Below are 13,121 nucleotides of genomic sequence, written 5' to 3' on the forward strand. Positions count from 1 at the left end.
CCGTCCCCCGGACGCCCCCGCCGCCTCCATGGTCGGCCGCCCCTGCCCCACCAGCCACTCGAACCCCCCGGCCCCCTGAGATCAGGCGATCGAGCCCCCCGTCGCGTCGATCCACTGCCCGGTCACCCAGCGCCCGTCGTGCGAGGCCAGGAAGGCCACCACGTCGGCTATGTCCTCCGGGGTGCCGACCCCGCCCAGGGCCGACATCGCCGCCGCCCCCGCCCAAGCCTCGTCGTTCCCCCGCAGCCAGCCCGCGTTGATGTCGGTGTCCACGATGCCCGGCGCCACCGCGTTGACCGTGATCCCGCGCCCGCCCAGCACCTTCGACAGATAGCGGGTGAACACGTCGAGCGCGCCCTTCGACATCGCGTACGCCATCAGGTCCGGCATCACCGCCGCGTGCGAGAGGCCCGTCGAGACGTTCACGATCCGGCCCCCGTCGCGCAGCCGCTCCACGCCGAGCTGGGCGAGGAAGAACGGCGCCCTGGTGTTGACGGCGAAGATCCGCTCGTACTCCTCCGCGCCGATCGTCGCGAACGGCGCCGAGGCGCCGATCCCCGCGTTGTTCACCAGGATGTCCAGGCCGTCCGCGTGCGCGTCGAACGCGGCCCACAGCGCCTCCGCGTCCCCCGGGACCCCCAGCTCCTGCCCGATGGCGAAGGCCTCGCCGCCGGCGGCCTCGATCGCCGCGACCGTCTCCTTCGCCGCCGCCTCGTTGCTCCCGTAGTGCACCGCGACCCGCGCGCCGTCCCGCCCGAGCCGCTCGGCGATCCCCCGACCGATGCCCCGGCTGCCGCCCGTCACCAGCGCGGTCCTCCCGGCCAGCTTCCCGGCCCGCTCCTCCGTGGTCCTGCTGTCGAGCACGCCCATGGCGACGCCCCCCTCATTTCTGTAGCGGTCGTTATGAAAAGACCGTACCCCACTTCCGTAGCACCCGCTATAGAATTCACTCCATGGTGACGACACCGCGTGGCCGACCCCGCTCCTTCGACCGGCTCACGGCCCTGGAGAAGGCGACGATGGCCTTCTGGGAGCACGGCTACGAGACGACCTCCGTCGCCGACCTCACCCGCGCCATGGGCATCAGCGCCCCCAGCCTCTACGCGGCCTTCGGCGACAAGAAGACGCTGTTCGAGGAGGTCGTCGAGGCGTACGCCGGCTCGTACGGCGCGTACGGCAGCCGGGCCTTCGCCGAGGAGACGACCGCCCGGGCCGCCATCGGCCGGGTCCTGAGCGAGTCCGCCGAGCTCTTCACGGAGTCGGGCCACCCCCGCGGCTGCCTGATGATCTCCGCCGCGATCAACTGCTCGACCCCCGAGGTCGAGGAGGCCCTGCGCGAGCGCAGGAACCGCAACCTGGCCCTCTTCGAGGCCCGGATACGCGAGGGCATCGCCGCGGGGGAGCTGCCGGCCGACACCGACGCCCGGGCCCTGGCCCGCTTCAGCGGAGCCGTTCTCCAGGGGCTGTCCCAGCAGGCCCGCGACGGGGCGACGAAGGAGGAGCTGGCGGCCGTCGCGGCGACCGCGATGCTGGCCTGGCCGCCGCAGCGCACGGAGCAGGAGCAGGGGCGGGGGTAGGGGCCGCGGGGACTGGACCGGCGCCGGGCAGGAGGGTGGGGGAGCGGGCTCCGCCGGCGGACGGCCCCGGAAACACCCGCGGGCCGCGGCGCCCGGCGGGACCCTCAGCCCGCCCGGCACCGCAGCCCGGAGTTTTGCTCCGGCCGGGGGTGTGCGGTCCCTCGGCCGTGTGGGAGGTCTCGACGCAGTCAGGGCAGAGAGCGTCGGGTACCTCGTTCCATCCTCCTGTGCGGGGAGGATGGAGGTCTATCGCATTCATTGTGGACTAGACCATTCTTGTCTGTCCATCCACAGGAACGCGGTCCTTCCTGGCCCATCCTCCAGCACGGAGCCCCGGAGATCCAGGTTCACCGCCCCTTTATTCCGCGGGTACGCTCGCACCGTGCCCTCCATGAACGACCTCGTGCGCCAGCACACCGCCCTGAGCGACTCGGACCTCGAGTGGCTCCACCTGCTGGTGTCGGAGTGGCAGCTGCTCTCCGACCTCTCCTTCGCCGACCTCGTCCTCTGGGTCCCGACCCTCGACGGAACGCGCTACGTCTCCGTCGCGCAGATGCGGCCGAACACCGGCCCCACCTCCTACCAGGACGACATGGTCGGCCATCTCGTGCCGCGCGGCCGCCGCCCGCTGCTCGACGCCGCGCTCGACGAGGGCAGGATCGTCCGCGAGGGCGACCCGGAGTGGCGCGAGGAGGTCCCGGTACGGGTCGAGTCCATCCCCGTCCGCCGCGAGGGCCGGGTCCTCGGCGTCATCGCCCGCAACACCAACCTGCTGACCGTCCGCACCCCCTCCCGGCTCGAGCTCACCTACCTCCAGTCGGCCTCCGACCTCGCCCAGATGATCGCGGCCGGGACCTTCCCCTTCCCCGGCGAGCAGGTCGACATGGACTCCTCGCCCCGTGCCGGTGACGGACTCGTCCGCCTCGACGCCGAGGGCATCGTCCAGTACGCCTCGCCCAACGCCCTCTCCGCGTACCACCGGCTCGGTCTCGCCGCCGACCTGGTCGGCCAGCACCTCGGCCAGATCACCGCCGAACTCGCCCCCTCCCGCGGACCGGTGGACGAAGCCCTGGTCACACTGGCCTCCGGCTACGCGCCGCGCGAGTTCGAGGTCGAGGGGAACGGCGGTGTGATCCAGCTCCGGGCCATCCCGCTCAAGCCGAAGGGCACCCGGATCGGTTCGCTCGTCCTGCTCCGGGACGTCACCGAACTTCGCCGCCGCGAGCGCGAGTTGATCACCAAGGACGCCACCATCCGGGAGATCCACCACCGGGTGAAGAACAACCTGCAGACGGTGGCCGCCCTGTTGCGCCTCCAGGCCCGCCGGATGGACTCCGAGGGAGGCCGCGAGGCCCTCAACGAGGCCGTGCGCCGGGTCGGTTCGATCGCGATCGTCCATGAGACGCTGTCCCAGAACCTGGACGAGCGGGTGGAGTTCGACGAGATCGCCGACCGCGTGATCGCGATGGTCGCCGAGATCTCCCCGGGCCGGGTGACCTGCCGGCGCAACGGCCGCTTCGGCATTCTGGACGCCGAGGTCGCGACCCCGCTCTCCATGGTCCTCACCGAGATCCTCCAGAACGCCCTGGAGCACGCGTTCGCCCCGGGTGACGAGGGCGCCGTCGAGGTCACCGCCGTACGCGGCGAGCCGCGGCCCGACGCCCGGCTCCTGATCACGATCCAGGACGACGGCCGCGGCCTGCCCGAGGGATTCGACCCGCAGCGGGCCGGCAACCTCGGCCTGCAGATCGTACGAACCCTGGTGGAAGGGGAGTTGGGCGGATCCTTCGACATGCTGCCGGGCGCCGAGCGCGGCACGAAGGTGGTCCTCGACATTCCCGTGCAGCCGCAGAAGTAACGGCCGCAGAAGTAACGGCCGTAGAAGTGACGCCTGAGAGGTAACGGCCGTTAACTCTCAGGCAGTTGCTTTCGCGGTCCGCTTCGGAGACAGCAGCGAGCCCCGGACCGAATAAGTCGGTCCGGGGCTCGAATGCTGTGGGTTACTGCTGCGCGCTGCGGCTCAAGGGCGGTGATTGCATACGCGATGTATGCGCCGCTCGCCTCAGGCTGTCGGTGGGCGTCAGGCGCTGGCGTTACGCGCCCGGTTGCGAGCGGCGCGGCGCTTCATCGCGCGGCGCTCGTCCTCGCTGAGGCCACCCCAGACGCCGGAGTCCTGGCCGGACTCGAGCGCCCACTGCAGGCACTGCTCCATGACGGGGCAGCGGCGGCAGACGGCCTTGGCTTCCTCGATCTGCAGCAGCGCAGGACCGGTGTTGCCGATGGGGAAGAACAGCTCGGGGTCTTCCTCACGACAAACGGCGTTGTGACGCCAGTCCATGGCTGCTACCTCTCTAGGGTGTTACAAGCTGGTTGCTTGTGAATGTGAACGCTTTCACGAATCCCCCCGCAAGGGAAGGGCCGACTGCCAGATGAACTGGTGTGGTCCTAAGACTGAGGAGGGGTTCTGGCTCTCAGTGGAGGCCGGTGTTGCGGGCCGTCCCGATCGCCAAGAAGAGACTCCCAAACCCCAGCAACGGATACAACCCCTTCCGGAAAGTTTTTTTTGATTCCTCGGTGTCGGCTAGGTCACAGCCGTACTTCTAAGGGGTGGATGCGCGCCTAAACGTTCGAGTGAAAGGACTTTGGGCCCTTCCACTCACACAATCACACGCAGTGCACGGCGTACGCCTGTGAACGTCACGCTCGTACGCAGTCCCAGGTGGTCTCCGTCCATCTGCAGGGGGAGGGGAACCTTGGAATGCAAGGTGAAGTCGGTCAGGTCGTGCAGAGTCGTCGCGTGCTTGCCGCGAGGCCCTCGTTCCGGGGTCGAGGTGAGCAGCTGGGTGGCGTACCGGGCCACCGCCGGGGTGGAGAGACGGCGCAGTCCGAGGACGTCGAGCGCGGTTTCGAAGGAGGCCTCCGGGGACGCGTACACCGGGCGATTGCCCAGGTAGGTCCAGGGGGAGGTGTTGCAGATTATGGAGAGGACCAGGTCCTCGACCGGCTCGGCGCCGGGGCGCTCCAGGGTGATCATCCCGTGCCGGCGGTTCGGTTCGTCCAGGAACTGGCGCACCACCTGGCGCAGATAAAGGGCGTGCGTGGATCTCCTCCCGCGCTCCCGCTGCTGTTCGACCCGGCCGATGACGCTGGCGTCGAAGCCGAGGCCGGCGCAGAAGGTGAACCAGCGGGACGGGACGGACTCGTCCTCCGTGCCCGGCGTGCCCGAGGCGAGACCGAGGCTCACCGTGCGTGCCCGCCGCTCACGCAACGCGTCGAGGAGGGCGCCGGTCGCCTCGACGGCGTCGTTCGGCAGTCCGAGGGCGCGGGCGAACACGTTCGTCGATCCGCCTGGGACGACCGCGAGGCCCGGGAGCCGGTCGGGGTCGGGCCCGCCGTGCAGCAGTCCGTTGACGACCTCGTTCACCGTGCCGTCGCCGCCGAGGGCCACGACCAGGTCGATGCTGCCGGAGTCCGCGGCCCGTCGGGCGAGGTCCCGCGCGTGCCCGCGGTACTCGGTGGTGACCGCCTCCAGCTTCATCTCGCTCGCGAGCGCGTGGATGAGCACGTCACGGGTGCGGGCACTGGTGGTGGTGGCTGCCGGGTTGACCACGAGAAGTGCGCGCATGAGCGCCAGGGTACCTACCCGGCGGTACCGGGCCCAGTCCAGCCCGATCCCTGGACGCATCCGCCCGGCCCCGGACAGCCGACCCGCCCGGCTCCGTCCGGCCCCGGACAGCCCGACCCGCCCGGCTCCGCCCGGCCCCGGCAACCCTGCCCGCCCGGCGCCGCCCGGCCCCAAGGTAAGCCCGCCCGCCCGGCTCCGCCGCCGTGGGCCCCCCGCTCCGCCGCCCGTGCCCCGCCCGGCTTCTCGGGTGCGCTCCCGCCCGGCCTCGGCCGGTCCGGGCCGCCCCCGCTACCCTGCCCTGTATGAGCAGTCCCGCTGAGACCAGCACGGAGCAGACCCCCCGCCCCGCCCGACTCGCCGCCGCTGCGGCCGTGGCCGGTGTCGAGGCCCTCGGCCTCTTCGCCGGGGGTGTCTACATGCTGGTGCACGCACTGACGGGGACGTCCGAGGACCTCACCGGTGCCGCGACGGGCGCCGTGACGCTCGTGGCACTCGGACTGATCCCGCTCGCCGCCGCCCGCGGCCTGTGGATGCGCCGCTCGTGGAGCCGCGGTCCGGCGGTGATCACCCAGATCCTGGCGCTGCCGGTCGCCTGGCAGATGCTCCAGGCGAACAGCGTGATGATCCCGGCCGGGATCGTCCTCGGCGTCCTGGCCGTCACCGGGCTCGTGCTCCTGGTGAACCCGGCCACGACCGAGGCGCTCGGCATCCGGCGCCCCGGTCAGGACTCCGCGTAGAGCCTTCGCCCTCGTCTACTCCTCGACGAGGAGTTTCTCCCGCAGCGACGCCAGCGTCCGGGCCAGCAGCCTGGAGACGTGCATCTGCGAGATGCCGACCTCCTGCGCGATCTGCGACTGGGTCATGTTCCCGAAGAAGCGAAGCAGCAGGATCCGCTTCTCCCGGGGCGGCAGGTCCTCCAGCAGCGGCTTGAGCGACTCGCGGTACTCGACCCCCTCCAGGGCCTCGTCCTCCGCGCCGAGCGTGTCGGCCACCGCGGGCGACTCGTCGTCCGTGTCGGGCACGTCCAGGGAGAGCGTCGAGTAGGCGTTCGCCGACTCCAGCCCCTCCAGGACCTCCTCCTCCGAGATCCCGAGCCGCTCGGCCAGCTCGTGCACGGTCGGCGATCGGCCGTGCTGCTGGGAGAGCTCCGCCGTCGCCGTGGTCAGCGAGAGCCGCAGCTCCTGGAGCCGGCGCGGCACCCGGACCGCCCAGCCCTTGTCGCGGAAGTGGCGCTTGATCTCGCCGACGACCGTCGGCGTCGCGTAGGTCGAGAACTCGACGCCGCGCTCCGGGTCGAAGCGGTCCACCGACTTGATCAGACCGATGGTGGCGACCTGCGTCAGGTCGTCCAGCGGCTCGCCGCGGTTGCGGAAGCGCCGGGCCAGGTGCTCGACCAGCGGCAGGTGCATCCGCACCAGCTGGTTGCGCAGCTCGGCCTTCTCCGGGGAACCCTCCGGCAGGTCACGCAGCGTGACGAAGAGCGCACGGGCGCCGCTCCGGTCGTGCGCGTTCGGTACGGCGCGGGCGTCGGGGACGTCGTCGGACTCGTCCTCCTCCGCCTCCTCCGCTTTCGCCGGCTCCGCGCCCGGCTCCGCGACCGTCCCGGTGACGGCCTCGGTGGCCTCGGCGGGCGAGGCGGGCGCGGCGGCCGAGCCGGCCGGCTCCGCGGTCGCCGCCGCGGCCCCGCCCGCCTCGGAGGAGCCCTCCGCACGCGCGGGGCCCCGGGGGGCCTCGGAGACGCCTGGTGTCTCGGGAACCTCGGGGTGCTGCTCGTGCTCGCTCATCTGGTCCGCCTGCTCCGTAGCGACCTCATACGGCCGTGCCTGCTGCTCAGGGATGCCGGCCGTCGCGTCCCCGCGCCTCACGCCGGGCCTGGCCCCGCGCCGCGCTGTTTGTACAGGCTGATCGAGACCGTACGGTCATCGGCCACCGACGATTCCACCTTCCCGGCCAGTGCCGACAGCACCGTCCAGGCGAACGTGTCCCGCTCGGGCGCCCGGCCGTCCGTGGTCGGGGCGGAGACGGTCACGTCGAGGGAGTCGTCGACCAGCCGGAAGACACAGCTGAGGACGGATCCCGGCACGGCCTGCTGGAGCAGGATGGCGCAGGCCTCGTCGACCGCGATCCGCAAGTCCTCGATCTCGTCGAGGGTGAAGTCCAAGCGCGCCGCGAGGCCGGCCGTGGCCGTACGCAGCACGGACAGATAGGCACCCGCAGCGGGCAGCCGGACTTCCACGAAGTCCTGGGTCCCGGGCTCGCCTGCGATCTGGGACACCCTCACCTCCAAGGTGGCACAAGCTCATTCGGGGCTCGGGGGGAGAGGCCCCCGAACCGGGCGGTACGCAGGGGGCTGCGCGGTCCGCCGTGACGCTATCGCGATCCGTCCCGCCGTGTCGCCGCGCACCCCCGCCCCCACCGGCCCCCCGATCGCCGGTCGTCACCCATGGTAGGCCCATGGGTACGTACGGTGGGCAGGGGTCTGCGGGGGCCGAAAGCGAGCGACCGGCGGAGGGGTGACGTACCCAACCGTGGGGCGGGTGAATCGTCGAACGGCCGAATCGCCGGACGGTCGGACCATCGGCCCGGCCGGGGACTCAGACGATCGACCCGTCCACGAAGCACCAGCGCCAGGCCTCGCCCGGCTCGAAGGTCCGCATGACCGGGTGCCCCGTCGCGGTGAAGTGCCCCGTCGCGTGCTGCCCCGCCGACGAGTCGCAGCAGCCCACGTGCCCGCAGCTCAGGCAGAGCCTCAGCTGGACCGGATGCGTACCGTCCGCCAGGCACTCCGGGCAGGTGTCGGCCAGCGGCGCCGGTTCGGGGCGCGGCATTTCGGCAACGTGCGGGCACTCACTCATGATGGCCAGGTTACGTTGCGGGACGAGACGGGGACGGGCATGGACGCTCTACAGCTGGTGGCACTCGTGGCGGCGAGCGCGGCGATCGCGGGGCTCGCCCGCAGGACCCCGGTGCCCGCGCCGCTCCTCCTGGTCGCCGCCGGTCTCGCCGCCGCCTACGTCCCCGGAGTGCCGGACTACACCCTCGACCCGCACATCGTGCTGCCGCTGATCCTGCCCCCGCTCCTCTACACGGCGGCCGTCGACTCCTCGTACCTCGACCTGCGGGCCAACATCCGGCCCGTCGCCCTGCTCTCCGTCGGGTACGTCCTCTTCGCCACCGTGGCCGTGGGCTGGCTCGCGTACGTCCTCGTGCCCGATCTGCCGCTCACCGCCGCCCTCGTGCTCGGCGCGGTCGTCGCCCCGCCGGACGCGGTCGCCGCCACCGCCATCGCCCGCAAGCTCGGTCTGCCGAACCGGATCACCACGATCCTCCAGGGCGAGTCCCTGGTGAACGACGCCACCGCCATCACCGCGTACAAGGTCGCCCTCGCGGCGGCCGTCGGCGAGGGCCTGAGCTGGGCCGGCGGGCTCGGGGAGTTCGCGCTCGCGGCGCTCGGCGGCATCGGCGTCGGCCTCGTCCTCATGGTCCCCATCCACTGGCTGCGCAGGACCCTCGGCGACTCGCTCCTGCAGAACACGCTCTCCCTCCTCATCCCCTTCGTCGCCTACGCGGCGGCCGAGGAGGTGCACGCCTCCGGCGTCCTCGCCGTCGTCGTGGTCGGCCTCTTCCTGGGCCACCGCGCCTGGCAGGTCGACTTCGCGACCCGCCTCCAGGAGGAGGCCGTCTGGAAGATGGTCGCCTTCGTCCTGGAGTCCGCCGTCTTCGCCCTGATCGGCCTTCAGCTGCCCTACGTCGTCAGGGAACTCGGGCCGTACGGGATCGGCGAGGCGGCCTGGTACGCGGCGGGGGTCTTCGGCGCGGTGGTCGTGGTCCGGTTCGTCTGGGTCTATCCCGCGACCTTCCTGCCCCGGCTCTCCGCGCGGATCAGGGAACGGGAACCGGAGGTGGACTGGAGGGCCCCGCTCGTCGTGGGCTGGGCCGGCATGCGCGGGGTGGTCTCGCTCGCCATCGCGTTCTCCATCCCCGTGGTCACCGACGGCGTGGAGTTCCCGGCCCGCAACCTCGTCCTCTTCCTCACCTTCACCACGGTCATCGGCACCCTGGTCGTACAGGGCCTCACCCTGCCGCCCCTCATCCGCTTCCTGAAGCTCCCGGGGAAGGACCGGTACGCCGAGACCCTGGCCGAGGCGCAGGCCCAGAGCGAGGCCTCGCAGGCTGCCGAGCGGCGCCTCGACGCGCTGCTCGCCGACGAGCGCAACGCCCTGCCGCAGCCCCTCGCCGACCGGCTCCGCACGGTCCTCGAACGGCGCCGCAACGCGGTCTGGGAGCGGCTCGGCGCCGTCAACGAGGTCACCGGAGAGACCGCGGACGACACGTACCGGCGCCTGTCGCGCGAGATGATCGACGCCGAGCGGGAGGTGTTCGTGCAGCTGCGCGACGCCCGGCGGATCGACGACGAGATGATGCGGACGCTGCTGCGCCGGCTCGACCTGGAGGAGGCCGCCGCCTACCGCGAGGAGGCCGCGGACTGAGCCCCGGCGTCCCGCCGGGGCGTGTCCGGGGCGCCCGTGACGACCGCCACGAGCCGGGTGCCCGCCAGGAAGGCGCCCTCCTCCGCGAGGGTCGTGAGGCCGAGCAGCATTTTGGCCACATACAGCCGCTCGATGGCGAGTCCGTGCCGTGCCTCGAAGTCGTGTGCGAACGCCTCGAGAGCGGGGGACACGCGCGCGTAGCCCCCGCCGTGGAACCGCTCGTCCAGGGCCCAGTCGCCGCGCGGCCCGCCGAACGCCGCCTCCTGCAGGGCGCGTACCTCACCGCCCAGGAAACCGCCCTTGAGGACCGGGACGCCCAGGGCCCGCTGCCCCGCGTCCAGGCCGGCCGCGAGACCCGCCAGAGTGCCGCCCGTGCCGCAGGCGACGGCGACCGTGTCCGCCACCCCGCCGAGCTCCCGGCCCAGCTCCACGCACCCCCGGACGGCGAGCGCGTTGCTGCCGCCCTCCGGGACCACGTACGCGCCCGCGGGGGCCCGTTCCAGGAGCGCCGCGCGCGTGGCCGGGTCGTTCTTCGCGCGGTACGTGGCGCGGTCCACGAACACGAGCCGCATCCCGTCCGCCGCGCACCGCGCGAGCGAGGGGTTGAGCGGCCGCCCGGCCAGCTCGTCGCCGCGCACGATCCCGACCGTGGGGAAGCCGAGCAGCCGCCCGGCGGCCGCCACCGCGCGCAGGTGGTTGGAGTACGCGCCGCCGAAGGTCAGCACGGGCCGGCCGCCCGCCGCCGCAAGGTTGAGCGCGAGCTTGCGCCACTTGTTGCCCGGCAGGTCGGGGTGGATGAGGTCCTCGCGCTTGAGGGACAGCGTGAGCCCGCGCCGGGTGAAGCGCTCGTCCTCCACCGGCTCCAGGGGTGAGGGGAGCCGGGGCCGCAGGCGGGAGAGGTCGAACGCGTTCACCCGGCCATTGTCCGGGACCCGGGCCGTCGTGCCCGTGCCGGGGCGCGGGTCCGCGCGCGCCCCGTACGGCCGGCCCCGTACGGCCGGGCCCCATGCGGTCGGCTCCGAGGGGTCGGCCCCGGCGGGTCGGCCCCGTGCGGTCAGCGGAGGAGTTCGGCGACCCGCTCGCGCATCGAGGCCATCGTGAAGCCGCGCGGGTCCACCTTCCCGGGCTGCCACTCCAGGTGCCCGATGACGGAGCGCTGCGTCCAGCCGTGCACCCGGCACAGCGCGGCCGCCGCCTTGGCGATGGCGTCCAGCTGGACCTTCGGCCAGGGGTCCTTGCCGTCGCCGAGGTTCTCGCACTCGAAGCCGTAGAAGTACCGGTTGCCGTCCGTGGTGGCCTCGTCGTCCCGGGGCAGGCCGTGTTCGGCGATGACCGCCCTGAGGACCTCGTCGTCGCCGAGGCCCGCGTGGTTGGCGCGGCCGTAGCCGACGAGGTGGACGGTGCCGTTCTTGGCGATCACGCCGTGGCAGAGCGGCCCCGGGAGGCTCTCGTAGCCGTCCCGGCAGATCCGGACGGTGGCGGCGGTGCCGCGGGTCACGGTGTGGTGGATCATCACGCCGTGCACGGGCCCCCAGGGGCCCTTGTGGTTGCGGTTGTGGGTGGACCAGTTGCCGACCTGGACGACCGCGAGGCCCTCGTCGCGCAGCGCGTCGAGGAACCTGCTCGCGGACATGGGACTGGACATGACCGACTCCCTTCGGAGGACGGGCGGGGGCTTCCGGAACGCCGGAGTCCGGCCCGTCGGAGGTTCCGGAATACCGGACTCCGCCCCTCCGCTGCCATCCGTTCGGACCGTGTGCGAGCCGATCCGGACAGGGCCGGTCGGGGCAGGTGGGGCTCCGCTGTTCGGATGGAAATCACGTGACATGCCCCGAAGATCGTCGAACAGTCCCACTCGATTGTGTAATGGCGCCGACACGTTCCGTGCTGAAAGGCTTCGTCTCGCAACTCAGTCATACGAGAGGGAGTTCCATGTCCGTTGGTTCGGTTGGCGACGAGGTACGCGTCGCGGAGCAGCAGGCGCCGCAGCAGAGTCTGGGCACCGCAGCCGCGCGGAACCTCGCCACGACCACCAAGTCGGCGCCGCAGATGCAGGAGATCACCTCACGGTGGCTGCTGCGGGCGCTGCCCTGGGTCCAGGTGCAGGGTGGTACGTACCGGGTGAACCGGAGGCTCAGCTACTCCGTGGGCGACGGTCGGGTCACCTTCGTCCAGACCGGAGAGCGCGTCGCGGTCATCCCCGCCGAACTCGGCGAACTCCCCGTCCTGCGCGGCTACGAGGACGAGGAGGCGCTGACCGAGCTCGCGGCCCGCTGCCGCCAGCGGGAGTACGCGGCCGGCGAGGTCGTCGCCGTCGCGGGCGAGCCGACCGACCGGGTCCACCTCCTCGCGCACGGCAGGATCGAGCAGATCGGCGAGGGGCCGTACGGCGACGAGGCCGTCCTCGGGGTCCTCGCCGACGGCGCGTACTTCGGGGACAACGCCCTCGTCGACCCGGAGGCCACCTGGGAGTGGTCGGCCCGTGCCGCCACCGCCTGCACGGTCCTCGAGCTCACCCGCGACGACGTACGGAACCTCGCGGAGCGGGCCGGCTCGCTCGCCGCCCACCTCGCGAGCGTGGCCGCCCTGCCCCACCAGCGGACCAACAAGTACGGCGAGGCGGAGATCGACCTCTCCGCGGGCCACGTCGGCGAGGCCGTCGTCCCGCACACGTACGTCGACTACGACGCCTCGCCCCGCGAGTACGAGCTCAGCGTCGCCCAGACCGTGCTGAAGGTGCACAGCCGCGTCGCCGACCTCTACAACCAGCCGATGAACCAGACCGAGCAGCAGTTGCGGCTCACGGTCGAGGCGCTCCGCGAGCGCCAGGAGCACGAGCTGGTCAACAACAAGGAGTTCGGCCTCCTCGCCAACTGCGACTACGAGCAGCGCCTCCAGCCCCACGACGGCGCCCCCAGCCCCGACGACATGGACGAGCTGCTCTCCCGCCGCCGGGGGTCCAAGCTGTTCCTCGCCCACCCGCGGGCCATCGCCGCCTTCGGCCGCGAGCTCAACAAGCGCGGTCTGGTGCCCGAGACCATCGACATCAACGGCAACCGCATCCCGACCTGGCGCGGTGTGCCGATCTACCCGTGCAACAAGATCCCGGTCTCGGACGCCCGGACCACCTCGATCATCTGCATGCGTACGGGCGAGGCCGACCAGGGCGTGATCGGCCTGCACCAGACCGGCATCCCCGACGAGATCGAGCCGAGCCTCTCCGTCCGCTTCATGGGCATCGACGAGCAGGCGATCATCTCCTACCTGGTCACGGCCTACTACTCGGCGGCCATCCTCGTCCCGGACGCGCTCGGTGTCCTGGAGAACGTCGAGGTCAGCCGCTGGCGTTGAGCCGACGGCGCCCGGGGGCGGGGACCGAACCCTCCCGCCCCCGGGCGCGCCCGGCTCGTCGCCGCGCAGCATCGCCAC

13 protein-coding genes are annotated in these 13,121 nt (G+C 72.2%); 5 read left to right on the forward strand and 8 right to left on the reverse strand.

All coding sequences use genetic code 11. The features are described 5' to 3' along the window. Positions 1-81: 81 nt before the first annotated feature. Positions 82-870 carry an SDR family oxidoreductase gene (locus AMK27_RS24505; protein ID WP_073912245.1) on the reverse strand — a complete coding sequence of 263 codons (789 nt, stop codon included), beginning with the start codon at positions 868-870 and terminating at the stop codon, positions 82-84. An 83-nt stretch (positions 871-953) separates the two neighbouring features. Between AMK27_RS24505 and AMK27_RS24510 the strand changes: the two genes are divergently transcribed. After that, the gene (locus AMK27_RS24510) at positions 954-1,577 is read left to right on the forward strand and encodes a TetR/AcrR family transcriptional regulator (protein ID WP_073912247.1); all 624 of its coding nucleotides are present in this window, start codon (positions 954-956) and stop codon (positions 1,575-1,577) included. Positions 1,578-1,968: 391 nt separating this feature from the next. Beyond that, the gene (locus tag AMK27_RS24515) at positions 1,969-3,435 is read left to right on the forward strand and encodes a sensor histidine kinase (RefSeq protein WP_073912249.1); all 1,467 of its coding nucleotides are present in this window, start codon (positions 1,969-1,971) and stop codon (positions 3,433-3,435) included. A 222-nt stretch (positions 3,436-3,657) separates the two neighbouring features. Here AMK27_RS24515 and AMK27_RS24520 read toward each other — a convergent pair whose 3' ends face one another. Together AMK27_RS24520 and AMK27_RS24525 are read right to left on the reverse strand one after the other, a co-directional pair. Further along, entirely contained in the window at positions 3,658-3,915 is a 258-nt protein-coding gene (locus AMK27_RS24520) for a WhiB family transcriptional regulator (RefSeq protein ID WP_003953983.1), read from the reverse strand. A 318-nt stretch (positions 3,916-4,233) separates the two neighbouring features. After that, on the reverse strand, positions 4,234-5,202 hold the full coding sequence (locus AMK27_RS24525) for a diacylglycerol/lipid kinase family protein (RefSeq protein ID WP_073913175.1): 969 nt from the start codon (positions 5,200-5,202) through the stop codon (positions 4,234-4,236). Positions 5,203-5,504: 302 nt separating this feature from the next. Here AMK27_RS24525 and AMK27_RS24530 point away from each other — a divergent pair, with 302 nt between their 5' ends. Beyond that, the gene (locus AMK27_RS24530) at positions 5,505-5,939 is read left to right on the forward strand and encodes a hypothetical protein (protein ID WP_073912251.1); all 435 of its coding nucleotides are present in this window, start codon (positions 5,505-5,507) and stop codon (positions 5,937-5,939) included. 15 nt (positions 5,940-5,954) lie between these two features. Here the strand turns inward: AMK27_RS24530 and AMK27_RS24535 are convergent, their stop codons facing one another. From AMK27_RS24535 to AMK27_RS24545, 3 genes are all read right to left on the reverse strand, one after another. Then, entirely contained in the window at positions 5,955-7,067 is a 1,113-nt protein-coding gene (locus AMK27_RS24535; protein ID WP_073912253.1) for an RNA polymerase sigma factor SigF, read from the reverse strand. Then, a complete protein-coding gene (locus AMK27_RS24540; RefSeq protein ID WP_019889334.1) occupies positions 7,064-7,477 on the reverse strand; it encodes an anti-sigma regulatory factor in 414 nt (137 codons plus the stop codon). The genes AMK27_RS24535 and AMK27_RS24540 overlap by 4 nt, the downstream gene beginning before the upstream one ends. A gap of 319 nt (positions 7,478-7,796) precedes the next feature. Next, positions 7,797-8,057 carry a UBP-type zinc finger domain-containing protein gene (locus tag AMK27_RS24545; protein WP_073912256.1) on the reverse strand — a complete coding sequence of 87 codons (261 nt, stop codon included), beginning with the start codon at positions 8,055-8,057 and terminating at the stop codon, positions 7,797-7,799. A gap of 39 nt (positions 8,058-8,096) precedes the next feature. Here AMK27_RS24545 and AMK27_RS24550 point away from each other — a divergent pair, with 39 nt between their 5' ends. Further along, positions 8,097-9,692 carry a Na+/H+ antiporter gene (locus AMK27_RS24550; protein ID WP_073912258.1) on the forward strand — a complete coding sequence of 532 codons (1,596 nt, stop codon included), beginning with the start codon at positions 8,097-8,099 and terminating at the stop codon, positions 9,690-9,692. Here AMK27_RS24550 and AMK27_RS24555 read toward each other — a convergent pair. Next, positions 9,668-10,606, reverse strand: a complete 939-nt coding sequence (locus AMK27_RS24555) for a 1-aminocyclopropane-1-carboxylate deaminase/D-cysteine desulfhydrase (protein WP_073912260.1) — start codon at positions 10,604-10,606, stop codon at positions 9,668-9,670. The two genes, AMK27_RS24550 and AMK27_RS24555, sit on opposite strands and share 25 nt — an antisense overlap. Before the next feature lie 140 nt (positions 10,607-10,746). Next, positions 10,747-11,337: an N-acetylmuramoyl-L-alanine amidase gene (locus AMK27_RS24560; protein WP_073912263.1), complete on the reverse strand. Its 591-nt coding sequence runs from the start codon at positions 11,335-11,337 to the stop codon at positions 10,747-10,749. Positions 11,338-11,624: 287 nt separating this feature from the next. Between AMK27_RS24560 and AMK27_RS24565 the strand changes: the two genes are divergently transcribed. After that, positions 11,625-13,043: a family 2B encapsulin nanocompartment shell protein gene (locus AMK27_RS24565; RefSeq protein ID WP_073912264.1), complete on the forward strand. Its 1,419-nt coding sequence runs from the start codon at positions 11,625-11,627 to the stop codon at positions 13,041-13,043. Positions 13,044-13,121: the final 78 nt, after the last annotated feature.

Origin of the sequence: Streptomyces sp. CB02009 (assembly GCF_001905825.1) — a bacterium.
Classification (GTDB): domain Bacteria; phylum Actinomycetota; class Actinomycetes; order Streptomycetales; family Streptomycetaceae; genus Streptomyces.